Here is a 15,995-nt window from a genome sequence, read left to right on the forward strand (position 1 = left end):
TTTTTTCGTGTCGTCCGTTATGGTACAATAAATGCAGTTTTTCCGACCGAAAAGGAGAGTACACCGTGATTGAATTCGTAAAAGGACCCGTCGCCTATGTGTGTGCGGAATATATAACGTTAGATGTTTCGGGCGTCGGCTACAAAGTACATGTGCCTAACCCGTTTTTTTATCGTGAACAAGACGAACATGTAATCGTATTTACGCATCATTACGTGCGTGAAGACCAACAGACGCTATACGGTTTCCGGTCACGCCGGGAGCGGGAGCTCTTCAATAAGCTTCTTAGCGTCAGCGGGATTGGACCAAAAGGAGCGCTCGCCATCGTCGCATCTGGCGATATCGATGCGTTGATTGACGCAATTGAAACCGAGAATGAGAAGTATTTGACGAAGTTCCCGGGAGTCGGTAAGAAGACGGCTAAACAGATGGCCCTCGACCTAAAAGGGAAGCTATCCGAACTCGCACCGGATTATGTGCCGAACGAAGGATTGTTCGCACAAGGTGCATCAGAACTAGACGAGGCGTGTGAAGCGCTCGTCGCACTCGGATATTCTGAACGAGAGATTGCGAAAGTACGCAAAGCATTGAGCGGGGAAATCTTGACGACCGACGCGTACATAAAACGCGCGCTACAGCTGTTATTGAAATAAGGAGGAAGCTATGGACGAACGATTGTTGTCACAATCTCATCAGCAATATGAAGACTCTGAAGAGTGGAGCTTACGTCCGCAGCGCTTCGAGCAATATATCGGGCAAGAAAAAGCGAAAGGCAATTTGTCGGTCTTCATTCAGGCCGCCAAACTTCGCAGTGAGACGCTCGACCACGTATTGTTATACGGACCACCTGGACTTGGAAAGACGACACTTGCCCAAATCATCGCCAACGAGATGGGTGTCGGGATCAAGACGACCGCTGGCCCTGCGATTGAACGACCAGGTGATTTGGCGGCAATCCTCTCGACACTTGAACCGGGAGACGTCTTATTCATCGACGAAATTCACCGGTTGAGCCGGACAATCGAAGAGATTCTCTATCCAGCGATGGAGGACTACTGTCTCGACATCGTCTACGGACAAGGCGAGATGGCACGAAGTGTGCGCATCGACCTGCCACCGTTCACGCTTGTCGGAGCGACGACAAGGGCCGGAATGTTGTCGGCACCACTTCGTGACCGTTTCGGCGTCACACTGAAGCTTGAATATTATGAACCGCATGAATTAGCGGCCATTGTCAGTCGGACGGCACAGTTGTTCCGTCTCTCGATTTCACCTGAGGCGAGCGGAGCGATTGCGAAACGATCGCGCGGGACGCCACGAATCGCGAACCGGTTATTGCGACGTGTTCGTGACTTCGCACAAGTGGCTGGAACGAAAGAAATCGACCCCGTGCTCGCATCCGACGCGCTCGACCGTCTTCACGTCGATGCGCTCGGTCTCGATGAAGTCGATCACCGGTTACTTCGGTCCATGGTCGAACGGTTCGGAGGTGGACCGGTCGGACTCGAGACGCTCGCCGCTACGATCGGTGAGGATGCTCAGACGATTGAAGACGTCTATGAGCCCTATTTATTACAACAAGGATTCTTGCAGCGCACGCCGCGAGGACGCATGATTACACAGTTTGCCAAGTCGCATTTTGGTTATGTTGAGGAAGAGGAGTAAGGTATGCAAGATATTCAATTAAACGTAAACGATTATGATTTTGAATTACCGGAAGAGTTGATCGCACAAGTCCCGTTACTCGATCGAACAAGCTCACGACTGCTCGTATTGGACCGTGAGACAGGAGACATCGAGCATCGTCATTTCCGTGACGTGCTCGATTACTTGAACGAGGGGGATGCGCTCGTCGTCAACGATTCACGCGTCTTACCGGCACGTCTTTTCGGTGCGAAACAAGAGACGGGTGGGAAAGTCGAACTGCTCTTATTGAAGCAGACGGAAGACGATGTGTGGGAAGCACTCGTCAAACCTGCAAAAAAAGTACGCATCGGTGCCATCGTCGAGTTCGGCGACGGACTTCTCCGCGCAGAATGCGTCGAGGAGCTCCCGGAAGGAGGACGTCGTTTCAAGTTTGACTACGACGGGATCTTCTATGAAATTTTAGACGAGCTCGGTACAATGCCGCTCCCGCCGTATATTCGCGAACAACTCGACGACCAGGACCGATACCAAACGGTCTATGCACGAGAACGTGGAAGTGCAGCGGCACCGACAGCAGGCCTTCATTTCACAGAAGAATTACTCGAGGCAGCCAAAGGGAAAGGCGTTCGGTTGATTCCACTCACACTTCACGTCGGCCTCGGTACGTTCCGTCCGGTGACGGCTGATTCCATCGAGGAACATACGATGCATAGTGAATATTTTGAGTTGTCAGCAGAGTCCGCAACAGCGCTCCAAGATGTTCGAGCTCAAGGTGGTCGCATCTTTGCGGTCGGAACGACGTCGACGCGGACGCTCGAGACCATCATGCGAGACCATGGGGACTTCGTCGAGTCATCGGGCTGGACGGATATCTTTATTTACCCTGGTGTCGAGTTGAAGGCAATCGATGGATTGATCACGAACTTCCATCTTCCAAAATCGACACTCGTCATGCTCGTCTCGGCGTTCGCGACGCGCGACATTATCTTACATGCTTATCGAACTGCGGTCGCAGAACGATACCGCTTCTTCAGCTTTGGAGATGCGATGCTCATCACGAGGAAGGAAGTAACAAAATGACAAAACATGCAGTCACTTACGAACACATTCACACATGTAAACAGACCGGAGCGCGGCACGGGATCGTCCATACGCCGCATGGCTCATTCGAGACACCGGTCTTCATGCCGGTCGGAACGCAAGCGAGCGTTAAAACGATGGCACCAGAACAAGTCAAGGCGATGGGCGCGAACATCATCTTGTCGAACACGTACCATCTATGGGTACGTCCGGGCCATGACGTCATCAAACAAGCCGGTGGTCTTCATAAATTCATGAACTGGGATGGCGCGATTCTAACGGACTCGGGCGGCTTTCAAGTATTCTCTCTCGCTGATCTTCGAAACATTCAAGAAGAAGGTGTCCATTTCCGCAATCACTTGAACGGAGACAAGTTGTTCTTGTCACCTGAGAAAGCGATGGAGATTCAAAACGCGCTCGGGTCGGATATTATGATGGCATTTGATGAGTGCCCGCCATATCCGGCGACACATGAATACATGAAGAAATCGGTCGAACGTACGAGCCGTTGGGCAGAACGTTGCCTCGAGGCACACGAACGTCCAGAAGACCAAGCGCTCTTCGGTATTATTCAAGGTGGAGAATATGAAGATCTTCGTCGTCAAAGCGCGCAAGACCTTGTCTCACTCGATTTCCCAGGATATGCGGTAGGAGGTCTCTCGGTCGGTGAACCGAAAGACGTTATGTATCGTGCCCTTGAATTCACGACACCTCTCATGCCTGAAAACAAACCACGCTATTTGATGGGTGTCGGCTCGCCAGATGCATTGATTGAAGGATCGATTCGTGGAATCGACATGTTCGATTGCGTCCTTCCGACACGAATCGCGCGTAACGGGACGCTCATGACATCAAAAGGTCGTGTCACGATTAAACAAGCAAAATATAAGACAGACTTCGGTCCAATCGATGAGAAGTGTGACTGTAACACGTGTAAAAATTATTCGCGTGCGTATGTCCATCACTTGATTCGTGCGGAAGAGATGTTCGGACTTCACTTGTGCACGACACATAACCTTCACTTCCTCGTGAAGTTGATGGAGCAGGTTCGTCAAGCGATTCGTGAAGACCGTTTGCTCGATTTCAAAGAAGAGTTCTTCGAAGAATACGGTTACAACAAGCCAAACGCGAAGAATTTCTAAGAAATCGTGTCGGACATTATGTGACATTGTTTCAGTTTCACGGTATAATGAACCTGATATTGAAGGAAAGGGTGAATGTTACACATGGAAACACTCGTTGCGTTATTACCAATGATCTTGATTTTCGTCGTATTTTACTTCCTTTTGATTCGTCCACAGACGAAACGCCAAAAAGAAGTACAATCGATGCAAAACGCCCTCGAGCGTGGCGACAGCGTTGTCACAATCGGCGGTTTACACGGCGTCGTTCATCAAATCGAAGACACACATGTCGTTTTGAAATGCGACCAGTCGCTTCTTCGCTTCAACCGAAGTGCAGTGGCAGAAGTCGTGAAAAAAGCGAATGCCTCATTTGAGGAATAATCAAGTAAGCGTCTGACCGTTACGGTCGGACGCTTTTTTGTGTCGAGAGAAGTTGGGGGATGATTCTACGGGCTGCCTCTTGCCCGCCATAGACGGCACGTGCGAACGGACCGATGATCAAGTCGGCGTATGCACCGGTTAAATAGAGACCGCCTGTCCACTCAAGTCGATTGTTCAACACTGGGGTTCCACACGGCGTGAAAGGGAGATCGAGTTGCTCGATCAATGGTCGTAAGAACGTTTCTTTCACGGGTTGAGGTCGTATCCCGGTGCACAACACGATTTCACTGTCGTCTAGACGCTCGCCATTTACCATGAGTGTGTCTTGATGACGTTCTACTTCACCGATTTGATGCGTAACGGCATCCGTTTGAATCAAGCGCTTTACTTTTAAGACGAGGTCGTTCGGAGCAGAACCTGGTTTTCTCTCCCGTGTGATGAACGAGCGTTTTGTCGTCCAGTCCTGCTGTAAACGATTGAACTGGTCCAATCCTTTCGGTCCCATGAACTCACGATCTGCATCGAACTGACTGACTTCTAGCGGACGTCTCGTTACGAGTGTGACGCGATGTCCTTGATTGACGCGCTTGACGACATAATGGAGTGCCGTAATACCACCGCCGATTACAGTCACATCATTTGATTCATCTCCTCGAACTTTCGTGAAAATGTGCTGGCATCGTTCGTTCGTCCATTCCGGCAATACGACGGACGCAGATTGACCGATCGCGACAATGACCGAGTCCGCCACAATCATACGTCGGTCAGTTTGGACGTGAAAACCCTGCCCTTCTTTACGAACTGCCATTACCCGTTCATTCCCGAGAAAGCAGTCATTTAGACGAAGTTCGTCCCATAGCATCAAGGCATGATCGTTGAACAGTTCGAGCGACGGACGTCCAAACGTGTCTTTGAAATGATTTGAACGGTAGGCATGACGGGATGCGAATTGCTTCAAGGCGTATGGGTTTGAAGAGACGTGGTGAACACGAGTCGAACGCAGGTGCGACATCGAAATCGAGTCGGTCTGTCGCGTCCAGTTGGCCAGCGGGTCGGAATTCGGATCGACAATTAGTAAATCATCTAATTTACCGCCTTGTTCTATATATGAGATGGCGAGTGTCATTCCGTGGACACCACCACCAATAATTAATACCGATGTGTTTTCAACATTCATTTGAATACCTCACAAAACGTAATTATTACGATTTAAAGTATACAAAAGATGACTTATTTTTGTCAAAATGAATTAGTTTCAAATTCATCCACCTTATTTCGAAAAATCGATTTGAATAGTGAAAACGTTTGCATTAATGTCAAGGTGAGAAGAAATCCGAGATGAAGGAGAACGAACGATATGGATGTGAAACGATTTGTAAGACCGTTCAAAAATTGGAAAGGGTGGACACGGAAACGAAGCGGTGTGAAACAAAATAGACGTTCTTCACTTAAAAGACGTATGGCAATCGCACTAGTTCCGACGATTATCGCCCTCGTCATTGTTGGAGCACTCGGGTCATATCAGTTGAGACAATCGACTGCTGCTTACGATCGGGTCCTCAGTGAAGGGATGCAAGAGATGCTCCTCGCAGAAAATTTGTCATTGGCAGTAACGGATGCTGAACGATATTTGAATTATTATATGCTTGTCGCAAATCCAAAGACACTCATTAGTTTACAGGGGGTTCAAGAGAATCGTGATGAGTTGATGAAAAAACTCAACGCATCGTCTTCAGATGAGAAAATCTTATCTTGGCTAGAAGACTTGGAAAAGTTTAACGAACTGTTGGACCGCGAAATGAATCGTGCGATCGAACTTCGCCAGCAACAAGACGAGATTGGATATAAGACTGTACTCAATACGAGTGTGACGCCTACGACGGACCGTGTCCGCATGACGGTGACAGATCTTGTCGAGTATAAAGGAGGCCTCCTTGAGTCTGAGACGGAGGTGGTTCAAAAGGATGCAGAAAGTTCGATTTTTTGGATGATTGTCATCAGTGTTGTCGGTGTCGTAATTGGAATTCTTTCTCTCTTAGCACTACAACGCCTATTCCTAAAACCGATCAACCGACTCGGTCGTCAAGCCCGAATCATGGCGGAAGGTGATTTGACGGGAGAAGATATCGAAGTCGCATCAAACGATGAACTTGGAGACCTTGTGACGGCGTTTAACGAGATGAAACATAACCTTGTCGGTTTGATTCGTCGCGTGGGAGAAGCTTCAGATAAAGTCACAGCCTATTCAGAGGAACTTTACGCAAGCACAGATCATGTGGCAACGACGACACAAGGTGTCTCACGATTATTCGAAGACATGAATATAGCTGCCCAAGGGTCATCCAAGCGCGCGGAGGAAGGAACGATCGGTGTCAATCAAGCGGTTGACGGCTTGAATCAAATTGCTGCCGCTTCACAAGGAGTGAATGAACAGACGATTCATACACTCGAGGCGGCGAACGGTGGACTAGATACGGTTCAATTGGCCGAGAAGCGAATGCAAGAAATCCGTCGGGCAAATGAAATGACCAATCAAATGGTGAGTCGTCTGTCGAACCAGTCGCTAGAGATTGAAAAGATCACCCGTTCCATTACAGCCATTACGGAACAGACGAACTTGCTTGCCTTGAATGCGGCCATAGAAGCGGCACGTGCCGGTGAGCATGGTAAAGGATTCGCGGTCGTCGCTGCGGAGGTTCGAAAGCTTGCCGAAGAATCAAAGCAGTCCGCGATTCAAATTCAAACCGTCGTCCGCGACATTCAGCGGGACACAGAACAAGTCGAATCGGCGTTTGAGGAGTCGAGTGTGCACGTAGAGAACGGGGTATCGCAAATGGGTGAAGTGGCCGAAGCGTTCCGGGAGATTGTAGCGGTCATCGAAGAAACGTCGCGTCAAATGAGTGAGATTGCTGCAGCGACGGAAGAGGTAAGTGCCAATACGACAGAGGTCGCGGTATCGGTTGAAGATATGTCTACGAACGCTGTCTCGACACAGCGAAGTGTCGAAGAAGCGGGTGCGAACGTCGAAGAACAACTTGCGGCTATTCAGGAAATCAATGGGATTGCCGAGACGATGAGCCATATGTCCTCCGAATTAAAAGATGTTGTCCATGTATTTAAAACAAATTAAAACAATGCCCTGACGGCTTCGTCAGGGCATTGTTTGTTACATCAATAGAATCAGACTTGTCGCCATAACAATCATCCCGGCGACCATTCCATACATTGAGTGATGGGCACGCCCATATTCGCGGGCGGCAGGTAGCAATTCGTCAAGTGAGATGAATACCATGATTCCACCGACTGCCGCGAATAATAGTCCGAATACCGTGTCGCTCAAGAACGGCATGAGAATCAAAAAACCGATGGCAGCTCCGGCCGGTTCGGCAAGTCCAGATAACATCGAAAGTTTGAACGCCTTCTTCCGTGAACCCGTCGCATAATAGATTGGAACCGAGACGGCAATCCCTTCCGGAATGTTATGCAAGGCGATGGCGATCGCGATGGCAAGACCGACGGCAGGATCATCAAGTGCCGAGATGAACGTCGCCAACCCTTCAGGAAAGTTATGAATTCCGATAGCGAGTGCCATGAAAATCCCCATTTTTCTTAGGCGGTTTTGTGTTTCCGGATGAGTGATGTTGGTCGATTCATTTGTTGCGGTCGTCGCCAATTCTTGAGTAGACGGATCATTTTGCATCGATTCAACGAATTTGACCTCGTGCGGGTTCTCCATTTTTGGGATGAATTTATCAATCAAGCCAATCAAGAACATACCACCGAAGAACGCAAGGACTGTATAAATCGTACCTGTGGATTCTCCGTGTGCGCCAACAAGCTCTTCAAGCGCTTTTGGGAAAATTTCGATGAATGATACATAAATCATGACACCTCCGGAAAAACCGAGTGATATCGATAAGAAAGCTGTGTTTGTTCGTTTCGCAAAGAATGCGATCATACTCCCGATCCCTGTCGCAAGTCCTGCAAACAAGGTGAGGAGGAACGCATAAATAATCGTACTATCCATGAGGGAAGACTCCTTTAATTTCGTAATGGTTAGGTTTATCATACATGAAGTTTTGCCTATGCGCAACATTTAGTCTTATACGCAAATTAGGACAGATAATCTGTGAACAGCCGTTACAATTTTAGGAAAATGATTGATAAATGTTTAGAAAATTTGTAATGTTAACAAGAGAAGTTTTTATCAAGAACAGTGGTCTAGAAAGGAAATAGTCGTATGTACAAAAAAGGCAACATTGTGATTTTCGCGATCCTCATGATTGCGACAATCCTGCTCGCTGTGTTCACGACACCATGGGTCGTCAAGAACACGAATCTCGGACTCGACCTAAAAGGTGGATTCGAAGTTTTGTATGAAGTGCAACCGCTCGAAGACGGTGATGTCATCGACGAATCGGCGATGAATGCAACCGTTCGCGCCATCAACAACCGAATCAACGTCCTCGGGGTATCCGAACCGGACGTTCGAATCGAAGAAAACAATCGAATCCGTGTCCAACTCGCGGGCGTGTCGAACCAAAACGAAGCGCGCGAAGTCATCTCGTCAACGGCACAATTGACGTTCCGTGACGTAAATGACAACGTCTTGCTCGACGGGAAAGACTTGGCGCCCCGTGGTGCTGCACTCAGCTACAACCAACAAGGGCAACCGGTCGTTGAGTTGACGCTTCAATCCGCTGACAAATTCGGTGAAGTGACGTCAGAAATCTCACAACGTCCTGCTCCCGAGAATCGTCTCGTCATTTGGCTCGATTACGAAGAAGGTGACACATACGAGGAAGAAATTCAAAAAGAGAACTCGAAAATTGTGTCAGATGCTTCCGTCAACGGGCCAATCTTGTCGGATAAAGCCATCATTTCAGGTGGTGGGATTGACGCAGAGAGCGGTCAACGCCTCGCTGACATCTTGAACGCAGGTGCGCTTCCGGTCAAGCTTGATGAGATTTATTCGACATCGGTATCGGCCCAGTTCGGTCAAGATGCACTTGAAGAAACGGTATTTGCCGCAACAATCGGGATTATCGCTGTATTCTTCTTCATGTTGTTCTTCTATCGTCTACCAGGACTCGTGTCGATTATTACACTCGTTCTATACATTAATTTGATCATGTTGTTCTTCAATGGAATCAATGCGGTCTTGACGCTCCCAGGGATCGCGGCACTCGTCCTCGGTGTCGGGATGGCGGTCGATGCGAACATCATCACGGCAGAACGGATCAAAGATGAACTCCGCTCTGGTAAGTCGGTCTTATCGGCGTTCCGTGCCGGTAACCGTCGTTCGCTCAGTACAATCATCGATGCCAACTTGACAACGCTCATCTCGGCTGCTGTTTTGTTCTATTTCGGACAGAGTTCAGTCAAAGGATTTGCGATTATGCTCATGATTTCAATTGCGATGACGTTCATCTCAAACGTGTTCATCTCACGTTATTTGATGCACCTCCTTGTCTCAAGTCGCCTGTTCGACAAACGTAAAGGATGGTTTGGTGTGAAGGAGAGTGAAATCCGTGAACTTTAAGCTTACTGAATGGAATTACGTCAAACATATGCGCACGATGTTCTTGATTTCGACAGCCATCGTCGTTCTCGGAATCGGTCTCTTGTTCTTCCGGGGATTGAATCTTGGAATCGACTTCGCCTCAGGAACACGTGTCGAGGTACAAACGGAAGAGCGGGTCTCACAAGAAGAGTTCACACAGGCGTTCAATGACGCGGGTGTCGACCAAGAGATTTCGAGCGTCCAATATGCAGATGAAGGTCGCTTGGCATATGTCACGTTCGTCGGACAATTAGGACAAGAAGAAGTTGCGAGCGTCAAGACGGCGTTCACAGAACAGTTCGGCAACGATCCGAACATCAGCACCGTGTCGGCTCAAGTCGGTCGTGACTTGGCGAAAAATGCCTTGTATGCGGTAGCCGTCGCTTCGATTGGGATCATTCTCTATATCACGGTCCGCTTCCAATTCTCTTATGCGGTCGCGACTGTGGTCGCGATGCTACACGATGCGTTCTTCATGATCGTCGCATTCTCGCTCTTTGGTGTTGAGGTCAACCTATACTTCATCGCAGCGATTCTGACGATTATCGGTTATTCGGTCAACGATACGATCGTTACGTTCGACCGGGTCCGGGAGAATATCACGTCGTATGAAAAAGAACGGAAAATTCGATCGATGGATGTGTATGAGTCGATCATCAATCGCTCGATTCAAGAGACGATTGTGCGTTCGGTCAACACCGTCATCACGGTACTCGTGACAGCCCTCGCCTTGTATGTGTTCGGTGCTGAGTCGATCCGTGGGTTCTCACTCGCATTGTTGGTCGGACTCTTCATGGGGATGTATTCATCCATCTTCATCGCATCTTACTTATGGCTCCTCATCAAACGTACAACCATCAACAAGAAAAAAGATACGCCGGTCACAGAGGCGTAACGACTGGGTCTCCCTTCCGAAGGGAGACCTTTTCAAATGTCAAGACGGCACATCTTTCACGCGGTCTGCTATAATCTACAATTGATTGGAGTGAAGGACATGTATCATTCGAAGAAACAGTGGGTCTATCCAAAAACAAATTTGGAAGACGTCACACGTTTACAAAGCGAATTAAATATATCAGCACAACTCGCGACGTTACTCGTTCAGCGTGGTCATCAGGACGTAGAGGCGGCCAAAGCATTTTTGTATGCCGAGGAAGAGCTCGTCTTTCATGATCCGTACTTGTTCGAACAGATGGAGAAAGTCGTGTCACGAATCAAGCGGTCGGTGGACGAAGGTGAGATGGTACTCATCTATGGAGACTATGACGTCGATGGTGTCAGCGCCTCTTCTGTCATGTGGCACGCCCTGACTGAAATTGGTGTCATGGCCGAGTGCTATATCCCGAACCGTTTCACAGAAGGTTATGGACCGAACAAAGAAGCGTTCCAGTGGGCGGCCGATGAAGGGTTCACATTGGTCATTACGGTGGATTGTGGGATTTCTGGAATTGAAGAAGCGACATTGTTGAAAGACCTTGGTGTCGATTTGATCATCACGGATCACCACGAGCCGAAAGAGACACTCCCGGACGCCTATGCGGTTATCCATCCGCACATCGACCCGAGATATCCATACGATAAACTTGCCGGTGCGGGGGTCGCCCTTAAAGTGGCGCATGCGGTTTTAGGAAGAATGCCGGAGGAACTCCTTGATTTGGCCGTTCTCGGCACGATTGCCGACCTCGTTCCACTAGACGGAGAGAATCGACTGCTAGCGAAAAAAGGGATCGCGGCACTCGAAGCTTCGAAGCGACCAGGTATCTTAGCATTACGAGAAGTGTGTGGTCTCGGTGACAGTGTATTGAATGAGGAGTCGGTCGGTTTTGCGTTCGGACCTCGTATCAATGCTGCGGGTCGTCTCGACTCGGCGATGCCGGCGCTTCAAATGCTCCTCGCCGAGCATGTCGAGGAAGCACTTGAGCTCGCGAAACAACTCGATAAGCAAAATAAAGAGCGTCAAGATATCGTCAAGACGATCACCGCTGAAGCGAAAGAACTCGTCGAAGCGTCGATGACAGAGGACCGTGTGCTTGTGGTCGCGAGTGAGAAATGGAACCCTGGAGTTGTCGGAATCGTCGCTTCTCGTCTCGTCGAAGCGTACTATCGTCCGGTCATCCTCCTCTGTCACGACCCGGAAACGGGCAAGGCGAAGGGTTCGGGGCGATCGATTGACGGGTTTGACCTGTTTAAAGAACTCTCTAAAAATGAAGACATCTTGCCACACTTCGGGGGACACCCAGCCGCGGCAGGGATGACGTTACAGTCTGAAAACGTCGCTGAGCTACGGGAACGACTGAACCATCAAGCGGAATCGATTCCCGGTGACGTGTTCGTGCCTCGGGTCAATGTCGATTTGAAACTGACGGTCAACGACGTCTCGCTCGATTTGATTACAGAAATCGGCAAACTCGCGCCATTTGGGATGGGTAACCCATCACCACGTGTTGTCGTGGCAGATGCGAAACTACGTGACATTCGTCAAATCGGACGTGATGCAACACATTTGAAAGTACAGCTCGCCGGAGACAAGCGTGAGCTCGATGGTATCGGGTTCGGGTTCGGACACGTCGTCTCGGAAATCTCGCAGATGGCTCATGTCTCGGTGATGGGGAGTCTTCAGGTGAACGAATGGAACGGGATGCGAAAGCCTCAGCTCATGATTCAAGATTTACGTGTCGATGACTTCCAAGTATTTGACTACCGTGGGAAGAAAAACTCGGTGCAAGAGTTGAAGGACCTGCCGAAAGAACATACGTCGTTCCTGTCATTCCAAGGAACATCAGAGGATTTTCCGCTTCATGAAGACGATGAACCACTCAATCGTTTCGTCGTCCTGCTCGATCTTCCTGACGATGAGGCGGTTCTCGCAGAAAAACTTCATGAAGGTGTCGAACGAATCTATTGTGCGTTCGGACAAGGGGACTCGTTCTTTGAACGTCTTCCGTCGCGTGAGGATTTCCGAACGTATTATGTGCATATGGCGACTTGCGAACGGAAAAATCTACGTGAAAACCTGATTCGTTTGTCAAAAGAGCGAAAATGGTCAAAAAATACGATTCAATTTATGCATCAAGTATTCTCTGAACTCGAATTTCTTGTTACAATGGAAGACGGACTGCCTGGAGTCAATCCGGAAGCACCGAAACGCGATTTGACCGAGGCGCCGTGCTATCAACGCCGGATTGGACGCCAACAACTCGAAGAGCGTTTCGTATACGCGTCATTGGCAGAGCTCAAAGAGCGGTTACAATCGTTGCGATTGAACAAGATGCAGGAGGCATACACATAAAATGAATTTCAAACAGCATATTAAAGAAGTAGCAGACTATCCAAAAGAGGGCATTAGCTTTAAAGATATCACGTCACTTATGCAAGATGGCGAAGTCTACAAGAAATCAGTAGATGAGCTCGTCGCTTATGCACGTGAGCGTGGAGCAGAGTTGATTGCTGGACCAGAAGCGCGCGGATTTGTCGTCGGTTGCCCGGCAGCCTATGCGCTCGAACTCGGGTTTGTACCGGTACGTAAAGAAGGAAAGTTACCGCGTGAGACAGTGCGTGTATCATACGGTCTCGAGTATGGAACGGACATCTTAACGATGCACAAAGATTCAATCAAACCTGGACAACAAGTTGTCATCCTTGATGATTTGCTCGCAACAGGTGGAACGATTGAAGCGACAATCAAAATGATTGAGCAACTTGGTGGAGTTGTAGCAGGAATCGGATTCTTGATCGAACTCGACGGACTCGGTGGACGAGAGCGTCTTGAAGGATACGACATCTTCTCACTCATCCGATACGAAGACTGATTTTTTTGAACGGGAAGCAGATGCTTCCCGTTTTTGAATAGTTTTTGAGGAAAATAACCGACAACCTTTGACAGGTCGTCAGATTTTTTCGATAATGGTTATAAAAATTAGAGAATCTTGAACATAAACTACTACCATGCTGCGACGAATCCAAAGCGATTGGAGCGGTAAGAAAAAGGGTGTCGAATGTTATGACCAAAAAACAAATCGTAAGTATTGAGGATCTTCTCGACGCGCTCGGGGAGTATATGGGTGACGACGATATAACCGAAGTGAAACGCGCTTACGAATACGCAAAACTTCATCATACCGGTCAGTTCCGACGTTCGGGCGAGCCCTATATCCTCCATCCGGTCCAAGTGGCCGGCATTCTCGTTGATATTGGCTTAGATGCCACGACGATCATCGGAGCACTCTTGCATGATGTTGTCGAAGACACGGATATTTCGTTACAGCAATTGACGGACGATTTCGGTCCGGATGTGGCCATGCTTGTAGATGGGGTCACGAAACTTGGTAAAATCAAATATAAATCGAAAAAAGAAGAACTCGCAGAGAACCACCGGAAGATGATTATCGCGATGGCTGAAGATGTGCGCGTCATCTTGATCAAACTTGCGGACCGTCTCCATAACATGCGTACACTTCAGCATATGCCGAAAGAGAAACAAGTCCAAAAGGCAGAAGAAACGCTTGAAATCTTTGCACCGCTCGCACACCGGATGGGGATTTCAACGATTAAATGGGAGCTCGAAGATATTTCGTTACGATATATCAACCCGCAGCAATACTACAAGATCGTCTCGATGATGAAACAAAAACGGACGGAACGAGAAGCGCTCGTCACTTCTGTCATCACAGAAGTGAACGGAGTTCTTGAAGAAGTGCACATCGATGCCGATGTAAACGGTCGGCCGAAACATATCTATTCCATCTACAATAAAATGTTCAAGCACAAAAAAGAATTTAATGAAATTTATGATTTGATGGCGGTCCGGATTATCGTTGACTCGATTCGTGATTGTTATGCGGTGCTCGGAATCATCCACACGCAATACAAACCGATGCCAGGACGATTCAAAGATTATATTGCCATGCCGAAACCGAACATGTACCAGTCGCTCCATACGACGGTGATCGGTCCTAAGGGTGAACCGCTCGAAGTCCAGATTCGAACGAAGGATATGCATTTCATCGCCGAGTTCGGGATTGCGGCACACTGGGCGTATAAAGAAGGGAAGAATGTCTCGACGAACGGATTCGACGAGAAAATCGCGCACCTTCGTGAGATTCTCGAACTTCAAAAAGACACGACGGATGCAGAAGAATTCATGGAGTCCCTCAAGGTCGACTTCTTTAGTGACATGCTTTACGTGTTCACGCCAAAAGGGGACGTGTTCGAGTTACCAAAAGGCTCTGTTCCGATTGACTATGCTTACCGAATCCATACGGAGATCGGGCACCGGATGACGGGGGCAAAAGTGAACGGACGGATGGTCCCGCTCGACTATAAGCTCGAGACGGGCGACATCATTGAAATCATCACGTCGAAGCACAGTTACGGTCCGAGTAAGGACTGGTTGAAGCTCGCCGTTTCGAGTCAGGCGAAGAATAAGATTCGCCAATGGTTCAAACGCCAACAGCGTGAAGAGAATGTCGAGAAAGGGAAAGATCTCGTCGAGGCGGAAATCAAAAAGCTTGGATTCGAACCGAAAGAAGTAATCGACGAGCCGGCACTCAGTATCGTCGTCGAGAAATTCAACTTTGGGAATGAAGAAGAAATGTATGCCGCTGTCGGTTATCAAGGCATCACTGCCGCTCAAGTCGCACATAAGTTGACCGAAAAGCAGCGAAAAGAGCCGAAGCTCGAGCTATCAGAAGCCATCAGCGAGTTAAAAGTCAGTCAGTCACCGAAGAAAAAGACGACGGAAGCAGGCGTGACGGTCAAAGGGATCGACAACATGCTTGTTCGGATGAGTCGTTGTTGTAACCCGGTACCGGGGGATGAGATCGTCGGGTATATCACCCGTGGACGCGGGGTCTCGATTCATCGGAAAGATTGCTTGAACATCGTCAACGAGCAACACCCGGAGCGTCTCCTAGATGTCGAATGGGAAGTTGGTCAGGCGAAAGAGAAAAACTATAACGTCGATATCGAAATCACTGGATATGACCGCTCAGGACTCCTGAACGATGTCCTTCAGGCCGTGTCGGCGACGAATACGAATATCATTGCCGTCAGCGGTCGGGGCGACCAAAACAAACAAGCCCGCATTTCGATGACGATCTCGATTCCAAACGTGAATCACCTGCAGAAAGTCGTCGAGCGCATCAAACAAATCTCAGACGTGTATTCGGTCAGCCGAGTCATGATGACGTGACGAAAGGAAG

The 15,995-nt window shown here is 48.8% G+C and carries 11 protein-coding genes and 1 pseudogene; 10 read left to right on the forward strand and 2 right to left on the reverse strand.

Annotated elements, in window-relative coordinates:
* Nucleotides 1-65: 65 nt before the first annotated feature.
* The 5 genes from ruvA (at nucleotide 66) to yajC (ending at nucleotide 4,232) form a co-directional block, all read left to right on the forward strand.
* Nucleotides 66-653 (forward strand): Holliday junction branch migration protein RuvA, encoded by a 588-nt coding sequence (gene ruvA, locus KNO95_RS01350; RefSeq protein ID WP_015881166.1) that lies wholly within the window; start codon nucleotides 66-68, stop codon nucleotides 651-653.
* Nucleotides 654-663: 10 nt separating this feature from the next.
* Nucleotides 664-1,665, forward strand: a complete 1,002-nt coding sequence (gene ruvB / locus KNO95_RS01355) for a Holliday junction branch migration DNA helicase RuvB (RefSeq protein ID WP_026826455.1) — start codon at nucleotides 664-666, stop codon at nucleotides 1,663-1,665.
* Between the two features lie 3 nt (nucleotides 1,666-1,668).
* Nucleotides 1,669-2,727, forward strand: a complete 1,059-nt coding sequence (gene queA, locus KNO95_RS01360; protein WP_026826454.1) for a tRNA preQ1(34) S-adenosylmethionine ribosyltransferase-isomerase QueA — start codon at nucleotides 1,669-1,671, stop codon at nucleotides 2,725-2,727.
* The gene (gene tgt, locus KNO95_RS01365; protein WP_026826453.1) at nucleotides 2,724-3,869 is read left to right on the forward strand and encodes a tRNA guanosine(34) transglycosylase Tgt; all 1,146 of its coding nucleotides are present in this window, start codon (nucleotides 2,724-2,726) and stop codon (nucleotides 3,867-3,869) included. The genes queA and tgt overlap by 4 nt, the downstream gene beginning before the upstream one ends.
* A gap of 84 nt (nucleotides 3,870-3,953) precedes the next feature.
* Nucleotides 3,954-4,232, forward strand: coding sequence for a preprotein translocase subunit YajC (gene yajC / locus KNO95_RS01370; protein ID WP_026826452.1), 279 nt, complete (start codon nucleotides 3,954-3,956; stop codon nucleotides 4,230-4,232).
* 19 nt (nucleotides 4,233-4,251) lie between these two features.
* Here the strand turns inward: yajC and KNO95_RS01375 are convergent, their stop codons facing one another.
* The gene (locus KNO95_RS01375; protein ID WP_026826451.1) at nucleotides 4,252-5,409 is read right to left on the reverse strand and encodes an NAD(P)-binding domain-containing protein; all 1,158 of its coding nucleotides are present in this window, start codon (nucleotides 5,407-5,409) and stop codon (nucleotides 4,252-4,254) included.
* Between the two features lie 180 nt (nucleotides 5,410-5,589).
* Here KNO95_RS01375 and KNO95_RS01380 point away from each other — a divergent pair, with 180 nt between their 5' ends.
* A complete protein-coding gene (locus tag KNO95_RS01380) occupies nucleotides 5,590-7,362 on the forward strand; it encodes a methyl-accepting chemotaxis protein (RefSeq protein ID WP_026826450.1) in 1,773 nt (590 codons plus the stop codon).
* 36 nt (nucleotides 7,363-7,398) lie between these two features.
* Here KNO95_RS01380 and zupT read toward each other — a convergent pair whose 3' ends face one another.
* Nucleotides 7,399-8,259, reverse strand: coding sequence for a zinc transporter ZupT (gene zupT / locus KNO95_RS01385; RefSeq protein WP_026826449.1), 861 nt, complete (start codon nucleotides 8,257-8,259; stop codon nucleotides 7,399-7,401).
* Nucleotides 8,260-8,472: 213 nt separating this feature from the next.
* Here zupT and secD point away from each other — a divergent pair.
* From secD to KNO95_RS01410, 4 genes and pseudogenes are all read left to right on the forward strand, one after another.
* Nucleotides 8,473-10,690: pseudogene (secD, locus tag KNO95_RS14575) on the forward strand (protein translocase subunit SecD).
* 36 nt (nucleotides 10,691-10,726) lie between these two features.
* On the forward strand, nucleotides 10,727-13,084 hold the full coding sequence (recJ, locus tag KNO95_RS01400) for a single-stranded-DNA-specific exonuclease RecJ (protein WP_235181853.1): 2,358 nt from the start codon (nucleotides 10,727-10,729) through the stop codon (nucleotides 13,082-13,084).
* A 1-nt stretch (nucleotide 13,085) separates the two neighbouring features.
* Nucleotides 13,086-13,604 (forward strand): adenine phosphoribosyltransferase, encoded by a 519-nt coding sequence (locus tag KNO95_RS01405; RefSeq protein ID WP_026826447.1) that lies wholly within the window; start codon nucleotides 13,086-13,088, stop codon nucleotides 13,602-13,604.
* A gap of 191 nt (nucleotides 13,605-13,795) precedes the next feature.
* Nucleotides 13,796-15,985 (forward strand): RelA/SpoT family protein, encoded by a 2,190-nt coding sequence (locus KNO95_RS01410; protein WP_026826446.1) that lies wholly within the window; start codon nucleotides 13,796-13,798, stop codon nucleotides 15,983-15,985.
* Nucleotides 15,986-15,995 lie beyond the last annotated feature (10 nt).

The organism is Exiguobacterium sp. ERU653, from assembly GCF_018617775.1.
In the GTDB taxonomy this organism is placed as follows: domain Bacteria; phylum Bacillota; class Bacilli; order Exiguobacteriales; family Exiguobacteriaceae; genus Exiguobacterium; species Exiguobacterium marinum.